This window comes from Bradyrhizobium sp. 26S5 (assembly GCF_036923295.1).
In the GTDB taxonomy this organism is placed as follows: Bacteria; Pseudomonadota; Alphaproteobacteria; order Rhizobiales; family Xanthobacteraceae; genus Bradyrhizobium; species Bradyrhizobium septentrionale.
This window is the reverse complement of record NZ_CP145948.1, coordinates 1,310,765-1,335,598: the sequence shown is the minus strand read 5'-3', so window position 1 is coordinate 1,335,598 and position 24,834 is coordinate 1,310,765. Positions and strand designations below refer to the sequence as shown.

Annotated in this window: 9 protein-coding genes and 8 pseudogenes; 8 read left to right on the top strand and 9 right to left on the bottom strand. The window is 59.0% G+C overall.

Translation table 11 applies throughout. The annotated features are described in order from the left end of the window. Positions 1-961: 961 nt before the first annotated feature. The 5 genes and pseudogenes from V5279_RS06345 to V5279_RS06325 all read right to left on the bottom strand — a co-directional run bounded on the left by V5279_RS06345 (position 962) and on the right by V5279_RS06325 (position 6,082). Positions 962-1,639, bottom strand: coding sequence for a molybdenum ABC transporter permease (locus V5279_RS06345; RefSeq protein ID WP_338701888.1), 678 nt, complete (start codon positions 1,637-1,639; stop codon positions 962-964). Positions 1,640-2,748: 1,109 nt separating this feature from the next. Next, positions 2,749-3,730: pseudogene (locus tag V5279_RS06340) on the bottom strand (PDR/VanB family oxidoreductase). Between the two features lie 10 nt (positions 3,731-3,740). Continuing rightward, positions 3,741-4,492, bottom strand: a pseudogene (locus tag V5279_RS06335) (GntR family transcriptional regulator). 3 nt (positions 4,493-4,495) lie between these two features. Then, positions 4,496-5,543, bottom strand: a pseudogene (locus V5279_RS06330) (Rieske 2Fe-2S domain-containing protein). A 256-nt stretch (positions 5,544-5,799) separates the two neighbouring features. Further along, positions 5,800-6,082, bottom strand: a pseudogene (locus V5279_RS06325) (DNA-binding protein). A 443-nt stretch (positions 6,083-6,525) separates the two neighbouring features. Here V5279_RS06325 and dctA point away from each other — a divergent pair. The 4 genes from dctA to V5279_RS06305 all read left to right on the top strand — a co-directional run bounded on the left by dctA (position 6,526) and on the right by V5279_RS06305 (position 12,618). Next, positions 6,526-7,848 carry a C4-dicarboxylate transporter DctA gene (dctA, locus tag V5279_RS06320; RefSeq protein ID WP_207835035.1) on the top strand — a complete coding sequence of 441 codons (1,323 nt, stop codon included), beginning with the start codon at positions 6,526-6,528 and terminating at the stop codon, positions 7,846-7,848. 943 nt (positions 7,849-8,791) lie between these two features. Further along, a complete protein-coding gene (locus tag V5279_RS06315; RefSeq protein WP_338695915.1) occupies positions 8,792-11,464 on the top strand; it encodes a PAS domain S-box protein in 2,673 nt (890 codons plus the stop codon). Continuing rightward, positions 11,461-12,138, top strand: coding sequence for a response regulator transcription factor (locus V5279_RS06310; protein WP_176529024.1), 678 nt, complete (start codon positions 11,461-11,463; stop codon positions 12,136-12,138). Before V5279_RS06315 ends, V5279_RS06310 begins: the two co-directional genes overlap by 4 nt. A 93-nt stretch (positions 12,139-12,231) precedes the next feature. Beyond that, on the top strand, positions 12,232-12,618 hold the full coding sequence (locus V5279_RS06305; RefSeq protein ID WP_207835033.1) for a response regulator transcription factor: 387 nt from the start codon (positions 12,232-12,234) through the stop codon (positions 12,616-12,618). A gap of 1,942 nt (positions 12,619-14,560) precedes the next feature. On the opposite strand, the pseudogene V5279_RS06300 reads toward V5279_RS06305, so the two are convergent. Both V5279_RS06300 and glmS read right to left on the bottom strand, forming a co-directional pair. Then, positions 14,561-15,831 (bottom strand): annotated as a pseudogene (locus tag V5279_RS06300) (IS256 family transposase). A gap of 510 nt (positions 15,832-16,341) precedes the next feature. Then, positions 16,342-18,168 carry a glutamine--fructose-6-phosphate transaminase (isomerizing) gene (glmS, locus tag V5279_RS06295; RefSeq protein ID WP_338695911.1) on the bottom strand — a complete coding sequence of 609 codons (1,827 nt, stop codon included), beginning with the start codon at positions 18,166-18,168 and terminating at the stop codon, positions 16,342-16,344. Between the two features lie 547 nt (positions 18,169-18,715). Between glmS and V5279_RS06290 the strand changes: the two are divergent. The 3 genes and pseudogenes from V5279_RS06290 (at position 18,716) to fcl (ending at position 22,446) form a co-directional block, all read left to right on the top strand. After that, positions 18,716-20,048 (top strand): annotated as a pseudogene (locus V5279_RS06290) (IS5 family transposase). Between the two features lie 342 nt (positions 20,049-20,390). Beyond that, positions 20,391-21,476 (top strand): GDP-mannose 4,6-dehydratase, encoded by a 1,086-nt coding sequence (gene gmd / locus V5279_RS06285; RefSeq protein ID WP_338695909.1) that lies wholly within the window; start codon positions 20,391-20,393, stop codon positions 21,474-21,476. Further along, positions 21,457-22,446: a GDP-L-fucose synthase gene (gene fcl, locus V5279_RS06280; RefSeq protein ID WP_338695907.1), complete on the top strand. Its 990-nt coding sequence runs from the start codon at positions 21,457-21,459 to the stop codon at positions 22,444-22,446. Before gmd ends, fcl begins: the two co-directional genes overlap by 20 nt. Positions 22,447-23,087: 641 nt before the next feature. On the opposite strand, the pseudogene V5279_RS06275 reads toward fcl, so the two are convergent. Further along, positions 23,088-23,305 (bottom strand): annotated as a pseudogene (locus V5279_RS06275) (DUF2274 domain-containing protein). Between the two features lie 4 nt (positions 23,306-23,309). Beyond that, a pseudogene (locus V5279_RS06270) lies at positions 23,310-24,074 on the bottom strand (TrbI/VirB10 family protein); the annotation flags it as partial. A 457-nt stretch (positions 24,075-24,531) separates the two neighbouring features. Between V5279_RS06270 and V5279_RS46950 the strand changes: the two are divergent. After that, the gene (locus V5279_RS46950) at positions 24,532-24,822 is read left to right on the top strand and encodes a transposase (protein WP_414645692.1); all 291 of its coding nucleotides are present in this window, start codon (positions 24,532-24,534) and stop codon (positions 24,820-24,822) included. The last annotated feature ends 12 nt before the right edge of the window (positions 24,823-24,834 follow it).

Sequence of the window (24,834 nt, the reverse complement as noted above, 5' to 3'; positions counted from 1 at the left end):
TGAGATCTCGAAAGCGTTGCCCATCGAGGTCCTGCCGTTTAGCAGCATTTGTCCAAACCGCACAGCGTCATGGACTGTCGCAAATACGCAAGCTCCCCCGCAGTCAAACTTCGTCGGACTTTCGAGGAGCTCGAGTTCTGTGGCTTTCCTGTCAGAGGGGCGTCTAGAAATTGACGCGCGGGGCGCTCGCGTTGCGATCCCGACAAATGGAACGTGGCATCTTGCGTTTCGATCAGCCTCCACGGGCTGTTCGCGGGATACTGTCACAATCGCTGTTCGCTGACTTTTCGACGACAATCCCGAGCACATCGGTCGAGAAGATGGGGCAGCGGCAGCTTAGTATGGCTTCGATGAAAGCCTGTTCATGGCTCTGGCGGAGCTACGAAATTCGGATGAAGACGCACTGCTTGATCCGAGCTATCCGGGCGCGCCATAAGTGAGGCTAATCTATGGCGCCCTCGGCGATCGAATTTTTGATCAACCGTCAGGCTGCACCCCCTCTACTTTCATGTTTTTGCGAAGTCCAGGTAGTGCCCGGTAATCTCGGCCTGCAGAGGTAGGCAACTTGCCTCAGCGTAATAGGCAATCGCCATTATCGGTTTGGCGACGGACGCGACTGCGAATATCGCTTCGAAGCGCATCGATGTTGCTTTCGCAGGGATCGAATTGCCCGTATGCCTTTAGTGGATGAGCTTGCCGCCTCAGGCGATGCAACCCGCGCCGGCACGCACTTGCCAGCGATCGAGCGCAGAGCTCCTCCAGTTTGGCAAGGCGGCTCTTGGAACTCCGACGTCAAGCCCCAGCCTCCCGCAGAGGCGCGACGTGCGGCGAATTAAAGCCGATTCCAGCGGCAGCCGCGGCCATAACGGATGGCCGGATCCGGCTTGCAATGCTGCTGCTCGCTCACGATCGGACATGTCTGGCCGTCATGCCGAAGCGGATTTAATCAGGGCTGGTGCCCTCATGTGCCTCTTCTGGCACAGCGTTTGTCGATGAAGGTTAGAATAAAAATGACGGCAAAGGCAAACATCACCATACCGCCGGAAATCCAACTTGCCTCGCTCCAGCGCGATGCTTGCACATAGTCAATGACATAAGCTGACAACACCTTGGTGCGCCCAGGAATGTTGCCGCCGATCATCATCACTACGCCGAAGGTGCCGATCGAATGAGCAAAGCCAACCAAGGCAGCCTTGAGAAACTCCAGTCGCACCAACGGCAGACCGATAGTAATGAAGGCATACAATGGAGAAGCACGCTGATTGACGAGCGGTCCCCCGCCTATCGCAATAAAGGCATTATGGATCGGCTGCACCACCAAAGGGAGCGCTGAGAGGACCGATCCGACTACAATTCCTGCAAAGGTAAAGGCGAGCGTGTGCTCGCCCCAGAAAGAGGCGAGAAAGCCACCCGGTCTGTTCGGGCCGAGCAGGACGAGTACGCAGAAACCAAGCGCCGTCGGAGGCAGCACCAGCGGCAGCGCGATGATCGTCGCCACCGCCTTGCTCAAAACCGTCTTTGAACGTGCCAGCCACCACGCGAGTGGCGCGCCAACAACCAAAAGGATCATCGTCGTCAGGCTGGCGAGCTCGATCGTGAGCCCAACGGATTGCCAGATCTCGGCCGAAACGGTATCCATGTGCGTCAGCTCCACGGTGAGAGCACGTTGCCATATCGGCAGAGCGATCGCCTGCACGTCCGGCTTGCTGAGGATTTGGCATGCAGCGCCTTTTGGCCGGACCCAACCTCCAAGAGCGAGCATCCTGCCAGGTCGGTTCACAAGGTCCTTTGCTAACCGCCGGCGCATTCTCACATCGTTGCCTTTTAGCGGCGATTCAGAATCTCCGGTTTGAACCAATCGATCAATCTGTGGGATCGACGCACACTGTACTAGCTTCGGCCGCGCCGCCTTCCCCATTGCGAATGCATCTGCGGTGTCCGGCCCACTCGTCCCTTTTGCGGCGACGACGCGCCTGCGGATCGACGGCACGGAGAACGACGACGGCTTGCGCGCACGATTCACAACGTTCGAAGCCGAACTCGCCAGAGAGGCGAAGTGGCTTTCCAGAGGCGCGAGGCCGCCCTCAAGCAGCCGAGCCGGGCGACCGCGGTCGCCCGAGCGAAACGCCAGAAATGTTGGAGCTTGCGTGGCCTGGCTGTATAGCTCAGTGCCCGCTATGACATTCAACATGGCTTCGGACCACCTCGCCCGCTTTGACAATCCGGCAAGCCTATCCGTCGGCATGCGGAACTTGATGAGGGGTGCCATATTGACGCGCGTCGTTTCTGCGAGAGAGGGCAAGAGGGCGGAAATCGCAGTCCTCATCGGAGACTCCTGTGACAGGGCCGCTTCAACAGCAGCTCCTGTCTTCGTCCAGCAATGTCTGTGCCGCTTGCCAAATGTGATGCACTCCGTGCTCAACGTGAGGAAAAACGCGCATAGATGCGGGCATTGCTGTGGAGTGGACCTAACGCTCTGTCAGCTTTCTGGCATCATTGTCCTCGAGCGGACAGCGCCGCACAATGAAATTGCAGAGTTGACGTGCGCGAGATGCCCTTGGGGTCTCATAACGTTCCTCGACGGAAATCCTCGCGTGCATCTCCTGCTTCGAAGAATTGATTAGCCGTTCCTTAAACGCTAGCAGGTATGACGGCCGGCAACCGCGCCACAGTCCCATGCGTGGTCATGCGCCAGTTGTTCCGAGCGCTGGACTAGGACCCACTGCCGAAACAAGCGCTGCAACGAGCCTATATCGTGTCCAGGCGATGAAGTATATCGAGGGTGGTCGTGTCGTGAGCGCGAGAATCGCATGCACAGATCTTTGCGTTCGCGCGCTTTTGCTGCTCGCTGAAGAAGACGTCGCGGTGGTCAAGCTCACCGTCGATGTTGACGAGATCGATCGCACAGACGCCGCACTCCCCGCGCCGGCAATCCGCAATCACCTCGTAACCCGCTGCATTGAGTACATCGAGCAACGAGCGATCGCGCGGAATCACTAGCTCGATGGCACGATCTGCAAGGCACACCCGGAAACCTTCAGTCGGCAGCGAGCCACTCGAACCGAAGGTCTCGTAGCGTAGGTCCGATAGTGCGCGCCCTGCGCCGGTCCAAGCCCGGCGGGCCGTATCGAGCATCCGCATCGGACCACACAAGAGTGTCAAGGCGTCAGGCGGCAGCGAGGCGAACAAGTCATCGAAATCGAGCCGACGCCCTTCGTTGCTTGCATGGATATTAAGTCTCTCGTTCAGCAAGGGGGCGAGGACATCCAGATAGACGGCTTGATCACGAGAAGGCACGGCATAATGTAAAGTGAATTGGCTATCGCGGCGGGCTATCGCTTGAGCTGCCCCTATTCGTGGCGTAATATCGATGCCCCGGCGATTAGGCAGTAGTGCCGGCGCGCCCAGTCTATCGACAGCAGTGAGACCGGCAATGTAATGGTCAGCCGCGTGCCCGGCGCGAGCGACCACATGTACTGCGAGCCGCCGCGCGAGTCCTCCACGCGCCGCACCGCAATGCCATAGCCCGCCCGGTCGACTTCGCCGACCAAGGAGTAGGACCGCGTCTCCGGCCGTGTCCATCGACAGTGACGGCGACATTGATATGGCTGCCCACCGGATAGGTCGCGCCATCAAAGTTGTCCGGCTTGATCAGCAGCTCGCGGATCGAAGGCGTCAGATCGCATGTCGCAACGAGGGTTGCGGGTATCCAGCTTTCAATGAACCGCATGCAGCTCCCTTCAATCGCCTGCCATCCTAATGAGCGCCAGTCCGGCAGCTGGTCGGAATGCGTCTTGTTCTTGAGCACCAAGCGCAAATTGCGCGCCGCCACTTGCGCGTGCTCTCGCATGATTGCTTCGGCGCGCGCGCCTTCTCGATTTTCGATTGCGTCGATTACGACGCGGTGTTGATCCTGCGCAATTAGGAGTGTGTGGCGCACATCCGGCAGTGTCAATTGTGTCATCACAAAGCCGCTAGGCGAGGCGAACGGTAATGCGGACGCGCGATCGACCTGCCTGATCAAGTGCGGATGCGCGACAATTCCGTCAGCAGCGCGTGAAAGCGCGCGTTGAGCGCGACGTAGGAGGAGAAAGTCTGGACGGAGATTGGATCCTGCCGCACAAGACCGTCAGTCTCGTCAAGACAACCTTTCAAGGGTTCGAGATCGCGCAATGAAACACCCCGCTCGGCGGCAACGCGTGCGGCCAGCCTCTGGAGCGTGCCGTGCAGTTCGATCGAGTCCACGACATCACGCTCGGAGAATGCCTTTACCATGAAACCACCGGAAGAGATCGCTTCCAAAAGCCCTTCCTCCTGCAGTCGAACCAGCGCCATTCGCACCGGAGTGCGCGAGGCGCCGGTCGCCTCCACAGCCTGCAATTCGGAGATCCGTTCGCCGGGCCCGCAAATCACCCGACAGAATCAGATCGCGCAAACTGAGCTGGGCACGCACCGTCTGTGAGACAGAGCGATCGCTGTAACGCTCGGCCATGTCCTACTCCGCGGCTTGCCGGTGCTGCGGCGGATTTCCGCGTCGATCATGGATCTATCAGGCGGCGTGCCCACATCGCGCCAGCGTCGATGTTGAGGTTGTAGAAGACCCGATCGGCATGTTCGTCGATGGCGCGCTGTTGCGCCTCGAGAATAACTCATCCCCCCGGAAGATGCCGGAAACGCCTTGGCGGGGTTCGGTGGTCAGACACTGTTCGCTTAAGAGGTAATTACGTACGAATGCCCAGAAATAATGGCAGCTGGTCTCCGTTTCGGGCGTGATGGTGTTGAGAACCATACCATTGACACCCGCCGAGCGATCGCCTTCGGGCGCTCCTGTTCCGGCGGGCGCCACCCCGACGTCGATATTGATGGTGCACGGCGCCTCGAAACGAATGATTTGCCAGCGGACCACCCGACCAGGCTTTTGCAACTGTTTCGACCAGAACGGCGGCGGGGGTATTCCCCTTCATCCAGCGCGTTACCGTGGCAGTCTTCTCGCCGTGCGTGACGTCAAGCGGCGCTTCCGCGATGGCGTCGTTGCCAATACTGGCCCCGTGCACAAAGGTCTCGTGCGTCAGGTCCATGAGATTGTCGACGACCAAACGATAGTCGCATTTGAGGTGAATGGTCTCACCATCAGCGACCCAAGCAGGATCGTCGTTCCAGTGCATGTCCGGCACCAAATCTGGGTCAGCCAGCGCTAGATCGCCCATCCACAGCCAAATGAAGCGATTGCGCTCGACTGCGGAATAGGCACGCACGCATGCGGAGGGATTGATTGTCTCTTGCGAGGGCATGAAGGTGCAGCGCCCCTGCGCATTGAATTTCAGCCCATGATAGCCGCAGACAACGCTGTCGCCCTCAAGGCCGCCCTTTTGAGAGCGGCACCAACCGATGCCAACAGGCATCCTCCAGCGCCGCCACTTCACCATCGGCCCGCCGATACATTACGGCGTGCCTGCCGCAGATCGTGCGCGGCAACAGCGCCTGCTTGACCTCGGCATCCCAAGCGGCCGCGTACAGGCATTGGTCGGAAAGCAACAGCTCATGCGGCAACCTCGCTTCTCTGTATAGTTAGTGTATACACCAATTCGAGATTTCGCGGGAAATATGCTCATTATGGTGAAATTTTTGCAGTCCAAATCGTCGTCGTAATGGCAGCATGTATACACGATTTGATTTTATCAACCCTATATGTCCCGGCCGGCGATGGAGAGGCATCAGCTGGTCAAACTCCCGGGACATCGCCAGACGGCACATCCTGCTGCATCACAGTCCTGCATCGTCGCTATTCTCGTGCGGCGATCACCGTGACTCCTGGCGTGCATAGGGCGCAGCCTTGGGCGATTCTTGGCCGGCAGTAACGATGCCTTTACCGGGTTCGGACGTTGACGCCCTGACAGCGAGATCGGCCCACGCTTTCAGCTCTTTCAGCTCATCCAGTGCGTAGATGACGCGACCGCCAAATTCTTCGATACGTTGGCCCTGCGCCATATGTCCGGTGCTTCTTGAGCGTGCGGCCCGCCAGACGGAGATAACGCGCCCAAAAGAATCTCGATCTGACGCTCAGATGTCGCCAAGCTTCCATCGCGCGGATACCTGCGATCCAAACAATCGATTTTACCAATGCGACGCACTGCTGCATCAACTCGGCACTCGACACATTCCGATCACACCAAGCTTCAACGCCGAGACGCGACTCGGCTTACGTGCCCTGCCAGAGCAAGAGATACGTCACCCAGCGCAACGCCTTCCATTCGAACATGCGAACGCAGGTCCGAGCATTCAGATAACCTCATCAAGAGATAGACGGCTTATGCCTGGTTTGATCGGCCGCAGATTAGCGTCTGGTGCAAATCTTGCTTGCCGAAAAAGATAACGTGACTGAATGCCTGCCTTTGGAATGACGCGCCGGCTCCCGGAACCGTCTTCAATCGGACAAGGCTACGGCCAAAAGGACAGCCTCGTATGACGCCGTCGGCTCTCACGACGCGGCGGCTCACATTCGAGGGAATTCGGGAAGGAAGCGTCATGACCACTATGGCAACTGCGGCGCCTGCGCGCGCGTCACAAACCTGGTATAAAATTCTCTACGTCCAAGTGTTGATCGCTATCGTGATTGGCGCCATCGTCGGATGGCAGTGGCCATCGGTCGCGACCAACGACTGGGTCAAGGCGCTCGGTGACGGCTTCATCAAGCTGATCAAGATGGTGATCGCGCCGATCATCTTCTGCACCGTTGCATCCGGCATCGCGCATATTCAGGACGCAAAGAAAGTTGGGCGCGTCGGCGTCAAGGCGCTGGTATACTTCGAAATCGTCTCCAGCTTTGCCTTGGTGTTGGGCCTTGTCATGGGCAATCTGGTTCAAGTCGGCCGTGGCATTGCCGTCAAACCCGACGCTGCGGCAGTCGCCAATTTCGTCAAGCAGGCGGAAGCCTCGAAAACCGTCGATTTCTTTCTCAATATCATTCCCGATACCGTGGTCGGCGCCCTGGCTCGCGGCGATGTTCTGCAGGTGCTCCTGTTCGCGATCCTGTTTGGCTTTTCGCTGATGGCGCTGGGAGAGCGTGGAGCGCGGCTGCGCGGCATGATTGACGACGTTGCGCACGCGGTGTTCGGCGTGATCGCTATCATCATGAAAGCGGCTCCGATCGGCGCGTTCGGCGCAATGGCCTTCACGATCGGCAAGTTCGGGCCGGCGGTGCTCGGCAATCTGATCGGTCTGATCGCGCTATTTTATGCGACGGCCGCGATATTTGTAGTGGTCGTTCTCGGCCTAATCGCGCGCCTTGTCGGCTTTTCGATCTTCAAGTTCATTGCCTATATCAAGGATGAGCTTCTAATCGTGCTCGGCACCTCGTCTTCGGAAAGCGCGCTGCCGCAATTGATGGAGAAGCTCGAGCGGCTGGGCTGCTCCAAGCCCGTGGTCGGCCTCGTGGTGCCAACCGGCTACTCCTTCAACCTCGACGGCACCAACATCTATATGACGCTTGCGACCTTGTTCATTGCCCAGGCGCTCGGGGTCGATCTCACTCTTGGCCAGCAGCTCACGATCTTGCTCGTGGCAATGCTGGCCTCGAAGGGGGCAAGCGGCGTCACCGGCGCGGGCTTCATCACGCTCGCTGCTACGTTGTCGGTGGTCAACCCAACGCTAGTGCCGGGCATGGCAATCGTGTTCTCGATCGACAAGTTCATGAGCGAGGTACGCGCCCTTACCAATATCACCGGCAACGGCATCGCAGCTGTGTTCGTCTCCTGGTGGGAAGGCGAACTCAAGCACGGGACGCTGCACGCCCGCCTCAACCAGCCCGCCGATTCCACCAGCATCGACGTTAGAAGCACAAGGAGGTAGGCCCCGGACTTTATCCGTGATTACAAGACGCGTCGAACGCGAGTGTTGCCCAAACTTCTGATTCTTCGCAGTTCAGATCGGCTCAGCCGACCTGAACTGCAAACCGGAGCGTTTTCTCACGCGATCTCGGACCGCCTGCTTTGCGCTGCGGTCCAGGCAACCGCTCTGAGAAAGATCCTCACATATAAAGGGAAAAGAGAGCATTGTTTTCGGCAGCCATCTCCAGGCGCGCCTTTTGAGGTACAGCTCCTGGCCATCCAAATGCCGGGGCAACGTTGGCCGAGCCAGACCATACGGTTAATGACAGAATCTGTGCGGCGTGACGGTCCACGGTACCCGGTCCGCCCATGAAACGGTTGGTACGTGGCTACTGAACCCGCCATGTCCGACCCACAATGTGGCGGCGACCACGCTGGCGCAACTCGATCATCTGGCTTGTTCCGGTGCGCATTGCGGAAGAGACCGCGATGGACGTGATCACGGTGGACCAGATTGCCCCCTTCACCAGCATGAGATGGATCCCAGAGGGTAACGTCACGGCGCTCCACAGCTTTTCGCTGCTCTCCGCATAGGCAGAAGGCCTGCCGCATTGTTCAGCGTCAGCGCTTAGCTGAATTGATGTGGCCGGTGAGCCTGACCTTGATGTGCCTTGGCGCCACGCAGCTGTACTCGGCCGCAGCCTCACGCGCCCGCGAGCGTTTCAAATAGCGAAGGAAAACAGATAGCCCGGGCTCGGTTGTACGCATGTCAGCGCGCGATATTGGATGGTTTAGGACAACTATACGTACGTTTGTAATGCGCCTTTCTTCGGTACGTGCTCAGTTCAACCGTAAGCAATCGATCCCGGAAATGCTCGTGAGCGTCTCTGGGGCAGAAAGGATTGCCTTATTTTTGCCTAGAATGTTATAGCTCTCCTGCCGCATAACGGCCGGATGGTCGAAGAATGCATAATCAGATCAGCAATTTCAAACGTTCGGCCACGCAGTTTGCCTTCGGCAGCATAACGCTGGCGGTGGTGACGCTAGCTTCCTTTTACCTTCAAACGCATTTCGCCGCGATGGCGCTCGTCTATCTGCTGGTGATATTGCTGTTTTCGTTGATCGGCAGCTCTGTCGCTTCATACGCGCTTTCCGTCTTAGCCATCGCTGCTTTGGCCTACTGCTTTGCGCCGCCGGCGTTCAGTCTACGGATTGACGACCCCCAAGCTCTTCCGGTGGTCGTCGCATTTCTTACGGTCTCGATCGTTGGAACACACCTGATCGGAAGAGTCCGCCAGGAAAGAGAGGCTGCGCATGAGGCTGCGGCCCAGCTGCGGCGCGGCGCGGCCGATTTGAAGGATCGCGAAAAACGGTGGCACGCGATCTTTGAGCACAACCCGGCCATGTACTTCATGCTCGATGAAGCCGGTACGGTCCTCAACGTCAATACCTTCGGCGCAACACAACTCGGGTATGCTCGCGACGAACTGATCGGCCAATCCGTGCTGGGAATCTTTCTCAAGGAAGATCGGGCGTTCGTTCACAAATGCGTTCGCACCTGCCTTGAAAATATCGGCCAATCGCGCACCTGGGATGTCCAGAAAATCAGGAAAGACGGCTCGGTACTGTGGGTACGTGAAAACGCTAAAGCCATGCTCTGGGCCGATGACCAGCCCATTGTCCTAATAGCGTGCGAAGATGTCACGGAGCGAAAGCGAACCGAACTTGCCCTGCAGCGGAGCGAAGCCCATTTGGCTCAGGCGCAGGAGTTGAGCCACACAGGCAGCTTCGGCTGGAACGTTGCTACCGGCGAGGTCTTTTGGTCAAAGGAGAACTTTCGAATTTTCCAATTGGACCCGCAGACGGCTCCTGGGCCGGAACTGGTTGTCGAGCGTACCCATCCAGACGATAAAGCTTCGGTCCAAGAGATCATCGATCGAGCGATGCGAGACCCAAGGGACTTCGAGCACGAATACCGGTTGCTGCTGCCGGACGGCTCGGTGAAGCACATCCACGCGAGGGTGCGAGCAACAAGAACTGCCACCGGTGACATCGAGTTTGTCGGCGCAGCGACGGATATCACGGCAGCAAGGCAAGTAGAACAGCAGCTACGCCGTAGCGAAGCCTATTTGGCCGAGGCCCAGCGTCTCAGTCACACGGGCAGCTGGTCCTGGGACCTCTACAGTCTCGACTTTGTGTATCGCTCCGCTGAGGTCGACCGTCTATTTGGCTTTGAACCGCAAGAGACTGTATCGATCGAGACCATTCGGTCGCGCGTTCATCCAGATGACCTGCCGCGGCTTCAGGAAGTGCAGCGCCAGGCTATCGAAGGCAAGGAAGAGCGCTTCGAGTATGATTTTCGAATCCTTCTAGCAGATGGCGGGATAAGACGCATACACTCCGTCGCGCATGTGGTGGTCGGCAGCGATGGCAATGTGCGCGAACTGATCGGAACACACATGGATGTCACCGAGCAATACGCCGCTAGGGAACGCTTGGAAAACACACTTGCCGCGCTGCGCGAAAGCGAGCAGCGCTTTCGCGATTACGCCGAAACAGCTTCCGACTGGCTCTGGGAGACGGGACCAGATCATCAGGTCACCCACTTATCCGAGCACACCAGCGCTGCAGGAATATTGGCGACGGGATTGATAGGCCTGCCTCGCTGGGACATCGCGTGCGACGTCGAGGAAGAACCTGAGAAGTGGCGGCAACATCGGGCGACGCTGGAGGCGCATCTTCCGTTTCGGGATCTGGTCTACCGCACTGTCAATCGTATGAGATCTCCGATCTACGTCCGGACGAGCGGCAAGCCTTTTTTTGATTTAAACGGCAATTTCCTCGGCTACCGCGGCGTCAGCACCGACATCACCGCTTTGATTCGCGGAGATCAAACCGAACAAGAGCTCCGAAAGGCGCAGGCGGAGCTTGCGCATGTGACGCGTGTGACGACGCTAGGAGAGCTGACAACCTCCATCGCCCACGAAATCAACCAGCCACTCGCCGCGATTATCAGCAACGCCGACGCGTGCCTCGGTTGGATGGGCCGCCAGACACCTGACCTTTCCGCCGCTCGCTGTTCGGTTGAGTGGATAATCGAAGACGCAATCCGGGCAAGCGAGGTGATCCGTCGGATTCGCGCACTTGCGAAGAAAGGCGAGATCGAGATGGTACCGCTCGATATCAATGATGTCGTTAAGGATGTTATTGCTCTGGTGGCACGTGAGCTGGTTAACCACCGAGTGACGCTAAAGACCAAGTTGACGGAAGCGCTGCCCGCAATCCTCGGTGATCGGATTCAGCTGCAACAGGTGATTATCAATCTGGTGATGAATGGGATCGAAGCCATGGACGCAGTTACGGACCGGACGCGCGAACTGGTGATTCAGTCGTCGGAGGACGGCACGGGATATGTGCAGGTTACCGTGACGGATTGCGGCGTCGGGATCGCTGAAGATGATACCGACCGAGTATTAGACCCCTTCTTCACGACAAAGTCGAGTGGCCTTGGCATGGGCCTTTCCATCTGCCGCTCGATTGTGGAAGCTCATGCAGGGCGCCTCTCAGTCGTTCGCAAGCAGGGGCCGGGAGCGAGCTTTCGGTTTGACCTGCCGTTGCACAAGGAGCTCGTGCCGTGAGCGAACGCCCTTCCCCCCCGCGCGAAGGCAGCAAAGCTGAAGCGTCGGCAAATGCGACAGTCTTCGTTGTCGAAGATGACGTCTCGATGCGTCGGTCGCTAACGAACCTTTTTCAATCGGTCGGCCTGGACGTCGTTGCATTCGGATCGGCCCGCGAAATGCCACAGAGCGGGCTTCCCGATGTTGTTAGCTGCCTGGTTCTTGATATCCGGCTGCCAGGTCTGAGTGGACTTGAGTTCCAGGCTGACCTGGCGCGGTTGAACATTCATATTCCGATCATCTTCATCACCGCCCATGGCGACATTCCCATGAGCGTCAGGGCCATGAAAGGCGGAGCCGTCGATTTTCTCACCAAACCGTTTCGCGATCAGGAGCTGCTTGACGCCGTGGTCGCCGCGACCGAACGTGATCGCAAAAGACGGAAGGCTGAGCAGACCGTCGCGGAACTGCAGGCTCTATTTAACACCTTAAGCCCGCGCGAGCAGGCGGTGATGAAGCTGGTCGCTACCGGCCTGATGAACAAGCAGATAGCCGCCGAACTGGGGCTCGCCGAGATTACGGTCAAGATCTACCGTGGACACGTAATGAAAAAGATGCGCGCCCGGTCGCTCGCGGATTTGATCAGAATGACTGAGACGCTGAGCATCCGCGCAAATCGGCCCGAACAAACCTAAGTATGATTTTACAATTTCAACACTCAAGCCCACTTTTCGCCGAGGGTGGCTAATGCTGCGGCAGCCGCCATTCCCGCGTCCGGAGGGCACGTCTTGTGCACGCCTTTAATATCTGTCGTTGACGACGACGCGTCGGTCCGCGCGGCGACAGAGAACCTTCTGAAATCGCGTGGCTACATCGTCCAAACGTTTGCGTCGGCCGAGGACTTCTTGAGGTCACCGCGATTGAACGAAACCTCCTGCGTAATTTCGGATCTGCAGATGCCGGTTATGAGCGGCTTGGACCTGTTGGCAGAAATGCGGGCGAGGGGTCACCGTGTGCCGTTCATTTTCATTACTGCGTTCCCGAACGACCGCGTGAGCACCTCAGCCCTGGACGCGGGAGCGATTGGCTTTCTGGCCAAGCCCTTCGCCGGGCATACGCTGATCGAGTGCCTCGATGCTGCACTGCAGGAGAATCGCGACGGGGGGCACACCTAATCCAGAAGACCGCCAACCTCATGTCCAATCTGCGCACTTCTCACGTTACACGACATCGATCAGCTTCTTGGCGCCGAGCACGCTGCGCCTGTAATTAGAACTCCCAGAGGCTGGGTCCGCGCGCTCCAGTCTAATTGGTTGGTCCGCTTTTTTAGGCTCGTCACCCGCGAGTTCGCTCAAGCAGGGTTCAAGACCTGCATGTTGAAATCCTATCTCGAGCTCGTACGATCTACTGGAATGAACTCCCCGAAATCGGCCGGCATCACCAGCGGTCGATTTCTTACTTTGGCTTATTGATCCTTTGACGTGCTCCGCCCGCTAGCCGCGTTGATCAAGACCAACGTTGCCGCCGCGAGGCTCGCGGTACTCGGCACTCCCGGATCCGTTCAATCTCCGTAGGCTGGTGCTCAGGGTGATCCTCCTCCCGGACAGGATTCGACAGGTTCGCGCGCTTGCTTAGCTCGGTCTCGTTGCAGCAAGCATACTATTTTCAACAACGAAAGAGCTCTGCTCAGCCCAGGAGCTCTCCGGAAAGCATTTTCGAACCAATTGCTTGCGTCTTGTTCATCATCGATGTTGGTCGTCGGGCGAAAAGCTCTGTGGGACGAGCTCCTGTTCACCGCGCCGCCCGTCACAGCCGTCACAGCTTCTATCCTCCTTGTCTATTGGGAGGCAGCAATCGCTCCGTAGCTCCTTCACGCCCTATCTCAGGCTGCTCCTTTGCTCCTCATGAACTCTTGGGCCTCATCAGATCGCCCGGAAGACCTTTGCCTCCAGATACCCCACATAATCTGCGTGCAAAATGCCCGGCCTCCTTTCGACGGCCGGGCGGATCTTGGCCGCGCCTCGTAAAGTTATTACGACGCCGCCAATTCGATCTATCGGCTTGTGCAATGCTGTCACAGAGCGCACCAGGCACTAGCAGCTCGGCGAAGACTACGCCGGCCGGCTCAGTCTGCGTACCATCTTCTCTGCGCAGGAGCTCTTCTGACTGTGAGCCTTCCCCAAGGCCGCCTAGCGCAGCAAAGACGGCGCGAAGAGCACGACGAGATACGTTCCACGCAACTATACTCTAGTCACATAAAATCATCCTCGCAATCGTATGTCGCTGAGCCTTCTGCGATCTCGGTATCACCGTTCTCACAGTTGCCAATTTCGGAAAGATATCGCGCGGCAGCGCCATTTCGCCGCCATTCACCATCACTGTTCCTTATCCAATTTTCTGACGTCTCTGGGTCGACGCAAATTGAGCAACGGCCTTACCGTCCATTCGAAGTCGATGCTCGAGCAGAATATCGCCAGCGTTCTCGACAAGCGGATGAACGACCTGAAGATCTACACTCGAGGTAGCCCCCGTTCGCCCAGGAAACAGCTCCCGCCATCGCTTGACGTCGAACTCTGTCATGCTGTCGCCGCCTTCCATTCTTAGAAGCCCGACACTCTTGTTTCCTAATTGGCAGCTGAAGTATCGCGCATTATCGGAATCTCGAGTTGTTCCATAGTCCTCAGCAATTTCCGCAGTTCGCCTTGCTCTTGCGGACACGAAATCTGAGTACTCTTGCGGGTTGTCGGCGATGTACTTGATCTCTTCGCCGTGATAGGTCTGAGCCTATTGATCTCCACCACAGGAGGGTTTTGAACGAGCGAATACGGTCTTGTTGCCGACGATGAGCTGCCACTGGGGCCTGGCGCGGCCAAGCGCATATTGGCGAACGCATCCGCGAAGCTGTTTGCATCCCCTTGCTCGTCAGCTTCGACAAAGCGTGAGGATTGGAGCCATTGATCCGATTATACATGGCGATTGATGCTCCCAGCGGGCATACACTTCCGCATTTGGTTCAGGCTTGTTAGACCCGGCGGAGTTGATAGGCTGACTGCCTTACCAAAACCTGACGCGAGACCGTGAAGAGCTATCGCCAAATTTTGGTGACGGCGCGGCCGGTCAGGCGGCGGCGGGTATGGGCTGACGGTCAGTCGGTTTGGCGATGACCTCGATCCCGTCGTTGAATGTCACACCGAGAACGAGTTTTGGCAACTGGTTGTGGCCATCGAGACGACGCCAGCTTTTCTGCGCGGCCTCAAGCAGTTTGAAGACCATCGCGAGCGCCGTTCTGTTGGACAGGCTATCGTGCGGTGGCGCACGGTAGCGAAGGTGCTTCCAATGGGATTGATGGTCCGCAGGTGTTTCCAGTGTTCGGCCGGGAAGTCGTAGAACGCCAGTAGCGTGTCCCGATCCTTGCTCAGGCAGTCGGCCGCCTTCTCGTATTTGGGCGTATAGCTCTCGATGAAGGCGTCGAACGCCAGCTCGGCGGCGGCCTTGGTTTCGGCCATCCAGATCTCCTGCAACGCGCGTTTGGCTTTAGGCTGCTGGCTCTTCGGCAACTTGGCGATCACGTTGGCGGTCTTGTGTACCCAGCAGCGCTGCTCGCGCGTTTTCGGCCAGACCTCGCCGGCGGCCTTCCAGAACCCGAGCGCGCCGTCGGCGATGGTGAGCCGCGGTGGCACGCCGAGCCCGCGCCGCTTCAGGTCGAGCAGCAGATCGCGCCAGTCCTGCGCGCTCTCGCGGGCGCCATCGGTGAGGCCGACCAGTTCCTTGCGGCCTTCCGGCGTCGCGCCGATCAGCACCAGGATGCAATGCTTTTCGTCTTCGAGGCGTGCTTGGAGATGGATGCCATCGGCCCAGATGTAGACGTCGCGCTTCGCCGACAGATCGCGCCTCTGCCACGCGGTGTGTTCGTCAAGCCAACCGTCCTTCAGACGGCCGCTGGCGGATGCCGACAACCCGGCAGCATCCTTGCCGAGCAGCGCCGCCAGAGCCTCGGAGAAGTCGCCGGTGGAGATACCCTTCAGGTAAAGGATCGGCAGCAGCGTCTCGATCGATTTCGAGCGGCGCATGTAGGGCGGCAGGATCGACGGAGAGAACCGGATGCGGTCGGGATTGGTAGCCTCCGCCTCGCGATCGCGTACACGCGGCTGGCGGACGCCGACCGGACCGATACCATCCATCACCTCGCGTTCCGGCAGGTGACCGTGGCGCACGACGCGCTGGTGGCCGTCCGCAGTCTTCAAATCGGCATGCTTGCCGAGAAAGTCCGCGACCTCGGCCTCGACCGCCTGGGCCAACAGAGCACGCGCCCCATTGCGCAAGATTTCGGTGAGTTGATCGTCGACGTTTCCTGGCTGAATCAACTTGATGATGTTATCTTTGGACACGGCATATCGCTCCTTCGGTGGAGAAGTGGAGGCGTCAAGCACCCCCACGATATGCCGCCTTCCCGATTCCCGCCGTCACCAACTTTCAGCGATAGCTCGACCGTGAATGCCCTCTCATCCTTTCGGCAAGCTTTCCTAAAGCGGCACCAATGCACGTCGCATTGGCGTTGCCGGGATTGGTGAGGCTACGAGCATGGCTCGCAATGTCAGCCTATCAGGAGCGGGTTCGATCGATAGTTCACCTGATTGAATCAGCCGTCGAACGCTCTCCTTCTGATGCCGCGCGCCATGCTAGACGTATGCCCAGATTGCAGTCTCGATAAGTCCGGGGGAGCGCACGGCCTGCTAACAGTTACCAGAATTGGCGACAACCAAGTATCCGCCAACCATGACCAACCATGGATAAGCGCGAGACTACAGCCTTTCCGGATTTTGAATCCACCAGATGGGGCAGCCACCGCAGCCTGATGGCTAGACAACGGAGAAGCACCTCGACATTGCCGCGGCCGGCTATTCGACGGTGACCGATTTTGCTAAATTGCGCGGCTGATCCACATCCGTCCCCATAACGACGGCAGTATGATAGGCTAAAAGCTGAACCGGGATGGCATAAACCATGGGCGTAAAGCTTCCACCCATGTCCGGCATCACAATGGTCATGAGCGTATCCACCGTCGCTTCCGAAGCGCCCTTCGCATCAGTGATCAAGATGATGTTGCCGCCGCGAGCCGCGACTTCTTGCATGTTCGAGACAGTTTTTCCGAAGACCGCGTCGTATGGCGCGATCACCACCACGGGCACCGTCTCATCAATCAATGCAATCGGTCCGTGCTTGAGCTCGCCAGCGGCGTAGCCTTCTGAATGGATATACGAGATTTCCTTCAGCTTGAGCGCACCCTCCAGTGCCAGGGGGGCCGATGTGCCGCGGCCGAGATAGAGCACATCGCTCGACTTGGCGACATGACGCGCGAGTTTCTCGATCTGCGGCTCGATCAACAGCGCCGCAGCAATCAGCCGCGGCACTTCGATAAGCTCGCGGACAAGCTTCGATTCATCGATCTCGTGCAGTTTACCGCGCTCTTTGCCTGCTGCCAGGGCAAGCGCCGCCATTACCACTAGCTGGCAGATGAACGCCTTGGTGGAGGCGACGCCGATTTCCGGTCCCGCCAGCGTGGGCAACACGGATTCGCTCTCACGCGCAATCGTCGAGGTCTGGACGTTGACTACAGATATCGTGTGCAGACCCTGGCTCTTGGCGTAACGCAGCGCAGCCAGTGTGTCGGCAGTCTCCCCCGACTGCGAGATGACGATCGCGAGATCGCCCTTACGCAAAGGCGCCTCCCTGTAACGGAACTCGGATGCCACATCGATTTCGACCGGCAGGCGTGCTAACCGCTCGAACCAGTATTTGGCGATGTAACCGGCATAGCTCGCCGTGCCGCAGGCCGTAATCGAGATTCGCTGAATCGAATTGAAGTTGAACGGTAGAGTCAGCGGCAGGGCTACGCGCTCGGCGCCGATATCGACATAATGAGCCAATGTCTGCCCGGCCACCATCGGCTGCTCGTGGATTTCCTTAGCCATGAAGTGGCGGTAATTCGCTTTATCTACCAGGAGTGACGACGCGCCTGACTTTGATGTTTCCCGGTGGACGATAGTGCCGTCCGCGTCGTGGATCACACAAGTCGTGCGGGTAAGCACGGCCCAGTCGCCATCTTCAAGATAGGCAATGGAATCGGTCAAGGGTGCGAGCGCGATCGCGTCCGATCCTAGATACGTTTCGCCATTGCCATGCCCAATCGCAAGGGGTGATCCCTTGCGCGCACCGATCAAAAGATCGTCGTGGCCTTTGAACAGGAATACCAGCGCGAAGGCTCCGTGCAGCCGCAGCACCGACGCCTGCACCGCATGCTGTGGCGAGTAGCCATTCATGAGATAGGATTCAACGAGATGAGCCACCACCTCGGTGTCGGTCTCTGAACTGAAATGAGCTCCATTCTGTTCCAGTTCGGCTCTCAGCTCGCGGAAATTCTCGATGATCCCATTATGAACGACCGCGACATTTTCCGTCGCATGCGGATGGGCATTTCTTTCGGTAGGCCTTCCATGAGTCGCCCATCGGGTGTGACCAATACCGATATGACCCGATAGCGGCTGCCGGTGCAGCCGCTCGGCAAGGTTTCTCAATTTGCCTTCAGCGCGGCGCCGCTCGATACGGAGACCTTCGAGCGTCGCAACGCCTGCGGAGTCGTAGCCACGATACTCCAACCGCTCGAGCGAAGCGACCAACTGTCCAACGACCGGACCACGCCCCAGGATGCCGACAATTCCACACATGCTGATCAATGCACCCCAAGTTCGCGAAGCCGCGGCTTCCGAATGGTCTGCTGTCGACCTAGTTGCGGGGCTGCTCTAGCGTGTGTTGCCATTTGTTACTGGAAATGTTTGTCGCGCTCGTTCAGGCGAACATGCGATACTCGGACAGATGCATGCTCCGCTTGTCGAGATCAGACTAAGCGATCAATATCGATAGCTCGATTGTACGAAGGTAAACTTTCGATGTCGAAACGTTCGAAGAACTATACAAGTGTTTGCAAGCTCCCCGTATTTCCTGCACCAGCAGAAGCGATTGTCATCGATACGGTCGATGAGCTTGCTGCGCCCTAGGCTGAGTGTTCTGTTGGAAGTTGAGTGAGCGGTACGCATTGTGGGCTGCGATATCTAGTCGTCCGTGAAGAGCGGCTAAGCGATTGAGTTGCATTTGTCGTTTTGGATTGTTCGGATTGCAGGGCTTTGATGCTTCGGACATCGGAACCTTGCAGTTTCATTTTCGGGATTCCGTCGAATCGCCAGTCATGATTCCGTCGTTGCATCGGAGGTGGCGATGCGACCGAAGAAGCACAAGACGACGGGATCGGGCGATCTGTTCCGGGCCAGGCTGGACCAGATCATCAATATGAAGCACGAGCTGGTTCAGCTCGCCGGCAAGGTCGATTGGGACTGGATCGACGGCGAGATCGCGCCGCTCTATAGCGAGAACGGTCGGCCAGGCATCGCGACCCGCTTCATGATCGGGCTGCTGCTGCTCAAGCACATTTACGGCCTGCCCGATGAGGGGGTGTGCGAGCGTTGGGTCCACGACCCGTATTTCCAGTACTTCACCGGCGAAGAGTTCTTTCAGCACGCGTTCCCGCACGAGCGCTCGGACCTGAGCCACTGGCGCAAGCGGCTCGGCGACAAGCTGGAGCTGTTGCTGGCCGAGAGCTTGCGGGTGGCGCACGAGGCCGGCGCGTTACGCAGCCAAGACCTCAAGCAGGTCACGGTCGATACCACCGTGCAGCCGAAGGCGATCACCTTCCCGACCGACGCCAAGCTGCTGCACGCGGCGATCAAGGGGCCCAACCGCCTGGCGAGGAAGCACGGGGTCAAGCTGCGGCAGTCCTATCTTCGCATTGCCAAGACCGCGGCAATGATGGCTGGACGCTACGCCCATGCCAAGCAATTCAAGCGGCATCACCGGCAGCTGCGCAGCCGGCTGGGCCGGATCATCCGCGATATCCGCTGCAAGATCGAAGGTCAGGCTGTGCTCGAGAACGCGTTCGCCCTCTCGCTCAGCCGGGCCACGCAGATTCGCGCGCAGCAGCAGCGCCAGCGCGGCTGGAAGCTCTATTCCTTCCACGCCCCGGAGGTGGAATGCATCGGCAAGGGCAAAGCAGCCGCGCCTTACGAGTTCGGTGTCAAAGCCTCTATCGTCACCAACAACCGCCGGGCTCACGGTGGCCTGTTCGTGCTGCACGCCAGGGCGCTACCCGATAACCCGTACGACGGTCACACCTTGCGGGACGTCATCGACCGCACCGAGACACTCACCGGCTGCGCGATCGAGCGGGCCTATGTCGACAAGGGATATCGCGGCCACGACGCACAAAATCCCCGTCGCGTCTTCATCTCTGGCCAGAAGCGCGGCGTCTTCGGTGTCATCAAGCGCGAGCTGCGCCGCCGCTCCGCCATCGAACCCATCATCGGACACCTGAAAGTCGATGGTCACCTCGGCCGCTGCTACCTGCCGTGCCGGCGATGCGGCCAACGTCATCCTCTCCGCCATCGGCTATAACTTCCGCCGCGTCCTCGCCTGGCTCAGGAAGCTCTTGCGCTTCATCCTGATCGTCCTTTGGCGCGCCTTCGCAACCCCAGTCGCCCTCAATCCCGCTTGTTAACGGACGACTATCTATGCACAGGCTGTGGCTGGGTGTCGGCCTGCATGCTGCGATTCTATCAATGCAATGCCGATCTCCTCACTTGCAACTGGCTAACCTCAGCACGTCGCTTTATCCGGCCACGATAAGCCAGGTCCGAATGATTTTAATATTGGGAGCAACTGCCGGATCGGTATAAATCAATGTATGTAGTGTACATGAATATATGATGTGTATGATCGGAGCTGACGATCGCTTTCCTCTAGTTGCGGGTGGAGCGCGCTTGAGCATCTAGATCTCTCGCAGCCGCTTCACAACTGGCGTTCTTAAGGGGGGCTCTTTACGGCGCAACCAATAGAGACCATGGCGGCTCAGAATTCAAAGCGGCGCGTGGCGCTGATCACCGGCGTGACCGGGCAGGACGGCGCGTATCTCGCCGAATATCTGCTTGGCCTCGGCTACACCGTGCACGGGATCAAGCGCCGGTCGTCCTCGTTCAACACCGCGCGTGTCGACCATCTCTACCAGGACCCGCATGCCGGCAACGTGCCGTTCCTGATGCACTACGGCGACATGACGGATTCGACCAATCTGATCCGGCTGATGCAGCAGATCCGGCCGACCGAGATCTACAACCTCGCCGCCCAGAGCCACGTCCAGGTCAGCTTCGAGAGCCCGGAATATACTGCGAACGCGGACGCCATCGGCGTGCTGCGCCTCTTGGAGGCGATCCGCATCCTTGGCATGGAAAAGGAGACGCGGTTCTACCAGGCCTCGACCTCGGAGCTTTACGGGCTCGTGCAGGAGGTGCCGCAGAAGGAGACGACGCCGTTCTATCCGCGCTCGCCCTATGGCGTCGCCAAGCTCTACGGCTACTGGATCACGGTGAACTACCGTGAGGCCTATGGCATGTTCGCCAGCAACGGCATCCTGTTCAACCATGAGAGCCCGATCCGCGGCGAGACCTTCGTGACGCGCAAGATCACGCGCGCCGTCGCCCGCATCGAGGTCGGCCTCGAGAGCAAGCTCTATCTCGGCAATCTCGATGCCAAGCGTGACTGGGGCCATGCCCGCGACTATGTCGAAGGCATGCACAAAATCCTGCAGGCCGACGAGCCTGATGATTTCGTGCTCGCGACCGGCGAGACGCGCTCGGTCCGCGAGTTCGTCGAGCTGGCGTTTGCGGAGGTCGGCCGCAGCATCGAATGGCGCGGCAAGGGCGTCGACGAGGTCGGCGTCGACAAGGCGTCCGGCAAGACCCTGGTGCAGATCGATCCGACCTATTTCCGCCCGACCGAGGTCGATCTCCTGATCGGCGATGCCAGCAAGGCACGCGCCAAGCTCGGCTGGGCGCCGAAGACGCCATTCGCGCAGCTGGTGAAGGAGATGGTCGCCAGCGATCTCGCTGAGGCCAAGCAGGATGCGGCCCATGGCAAGCACGGCGTTTGAACTGAACGGCAAGACGGTCTTCGTCGCCGGCCATCGCGGCATGGTCGGCTCGGCGCTGATGCGCCGGCTGGCGCGCGAACAGGCCGATCTGCTGACGGTATCGCGCAGCGAGGTCGATTTGCGCGACCAGGCCGCGGTCAACGCCTGGTTTGCCGCGAAGCGGCCGCAGGCCGTGTTCCTCGCCGCCGCCAAGGTCGGCGGCATCGTCGCCAACAACACGTTGCGGGCCGAATTCCTCTACGACAATCTCGCGATATCGACCAACGTGATCCAGGCGGCGCACGCCAATGGTTGCGAGAAGCTGATGTTCTTCGGTTCGTCCTGCATCTATCCGCGCCTGGCGCCGCAGCCGCTGCGCGAGGATTCGATGCTGACCGGTCCGCTGGAGCCGACCAACGAGCCCTATGCCATTGCCAAGATCGCCGGTATCAAGATGGCCGAGGCCTATCGCAGCCAGTACGGAGCCGATTTCATCAGCGTGATGCCGACCAACCTCTACGGTCCCGGCGACAATTATCATCCCGAATACAGCCACGTCGTCGCCGCGCTGATCCGCCGCTTCCACGTGGCCAAGGTCTCAGGCGCTGGTAACGTCGTGGTGTGGGGCACCGGGACGCCGCGCCGCGAATTCCTCTATGTCGACGACCTCGCCGACGCCTGCATCCACCTGATGAAGACCTATTCGTCGCCGGACCTGGTCAATATCGGCACCGGCGCAGACATCACTATCGCCGAGTTCGCACTCTTGGTGGCGGCGGCCGTCGGCTATCGCGGTGAGATCAGCTTCGACACGTCGCGCCCGGACGGCACCCCGCGCAAGCTGCTCGACGTCAGCCATTTGGCCAGGCTCGGCTGGCGTGCCCAGACCTCACTGGAGGAAGGCATTAAGTTGGCGTACCGGGCGTATCTCGGCCAGAGCAATAAAGGCCACCAGAGTGATCCAGCTCATCCCCGGCAAGTGGGGGCTTAAGGGAAGGCAATCCTGCACGACGAGTCCGCGGCGACTCTCCCGGCCGTCCGTCAGCCCAGGCCACTCGGTAATAATGTATTCCGTGAACGGCCTTCTTCTCAACACAGCGACCGGTTGGATCCTCAACATGTAAGTCCCGGCACATGCTGGCCAGCATGCGGATCAACCGGCTTGCATCACGACGCAAAATGATCATGATCGCGGATGTGTTATTCTACTCCGCCGAAGTCGACAGTTGATAAGCGCGATCTGAAGTCGATGCTGAGCCGCGATCGATCATTGGGTTGGAACGCGCCAATATTCCTCTTCAGCCATGCCCAGCGATAGTCCGTCATCAGCACCCACGGCGATAGCGTGACGATGCAGAACTACGAGAGACGGAAAGCCTTTGGGGATTTTTTGTTTTCCAAGCTAGTTTAGCCTGAAGGCGCCAAAAATCGAGCGCCACGGTGTCAGCCGCCGCCGCGAGCCTGATTAGCACGAACGCAGGAATCGTATGCGAGCCTCTTCTACGCGAATGCGCGACGGAACCGGCCGCGGCCGGCTCGACTCTTGGGCATATTCGCGAGCGGACAACGACAACCCAAGTTGGCCGCATTGAACTTGCTGTCAGAGCGCTACCCCTCGCCTCCATTCGCACGCTAACGCGCGCGCCGAGCTTTGCGAAAGCTCCTGTCCGCCGCCATGAACTCGCCAGCATAGGTGCGATCAGCTTGGCTGGATCCTGAACGGGTTGTCCCGTTTCCCGGGCCAGGATTTCAGCGTAGGCAGCGAGGTCCCGGTGGACGATTGCCGGCAGTTCGTGCGCCACTTTGATCGGTTTGTCGTCTTCGATCGCTCCAAGCTTGAGCTTGGCCATCGCGTTATCCTCTATATGGTTCGAGCACCAGGTCGCGGTTGACGATCACCCTCACCGGGAATCCTTGGCGGATCGTCAACGTTGGCTGGATGTTGAGATTGCGGCGAACCAGCTGCTGTCCTGTCTGATTTGCGGAATCCTCCGCTCCACGCCGGAGCGCAGCAATGAGGTCGCTGTTGGTGTTGCCTGCGTCCGCGCCCGAATTGACCTCCGTGCCAACAGCCAGCAGTGTCGAAAGCGCTGCCGCGCCCAAGAGCTCTTTCCAGTGATTGTCGACCTCGTCCTCGAGGCCGGCGTATCCAGATGCATCTGCGCCAGGCTGCCGTTCCAGGACGATCGAACGCCCGTTCGGCATAATCAGCCGCGTCCAAACCAACAGTACGTGCGACTGGCCAAATGCCGCCTGGCTGTCGTAGGTGCCGATCAGCCTTCGAGCTCGCCGCGTTGGATTGTCATAGACAGCTTCCGTCACCTGCGCCGTGATTTGCCCCGGTAGATCGGATCGAATGCCCGTGATGAGAGCGGCCGGAATGACTGTGCCGGCCTGCACCACAAACGGCGAAGCTGGCCTCACGAGGCGATCCGGACTGGTCGTCCGGCGGTCGACGGATGCGCTGACGAAGGCGAGCTTCCGTTCCTGGCCATTCTGGGCGAACGTTTCATCAGATGATGTCGTGGCATTCGAAGGCGTTTCATTGGCCGATGTCACAGCAGTTGAGGGACAGACATTGGTGCTGGCAACGACCTTGCTGGTACGACTCCTGCTTGTCGTGAGGATCGATCACACGCAACCCCGCTGACACAGCATGTACCACATCAAGAAGGTGCTTCATTCTCATATGACATTCGCCGGTGCCACGGCCGAACGCAGCTTCTAAGACCGTGCCCTCTGCTTCTCAGTCAACCTGAATAGCGTTGGCTACATCGTCTCGTATTTTCCCGTACATGTGGATGATGCGCGAGCCACCGAGAAACTGCTCTATGAGAATCCGGTCGTGTCCCAGTGATGGTGTAGCTCGGTAGAGCAAAGCCGCCCGTACGCGCGCCTCAAATAGCGCCGTAGCGGGCGGGCGGCTTTGCGGTGGTCACCGGCGATTCGCCGGTAGGATCGGGTTGCGACACGCCAACGCAACCGAGGAACCACCGATGACCGACGATATGATGAACCTGCGCACGCTCGTGGAGAAGACCCCTGATGCCGATCTGTTGCGCGAGATGATCGGCTTTTGCGCCCAGCGGCTGATGGAGCTGGAAGTCGAGGGCCACACCGGGCGGCCTACGGCGAGAAGAACCCCGAACGGCTGGCCCAGCGCAACGGCTACCGCGACCGGACCTGGGAGACCCGGGCCGGCACGGTCGAGCTTCGCATCCCCAAGCTGCGCAAGGGCTCCTACTACCCGGGTTTCCTGGAGCCGCGCCGGATGGCCGAGAAGGCGCTCACCGCCGTAGTTCAGGAAGCCTATGTGCAGGGCGTCTCGACCCGCTCAGTCGACGATCTCGTCCAGGCGATGGGATAAGCGGCATCTCCA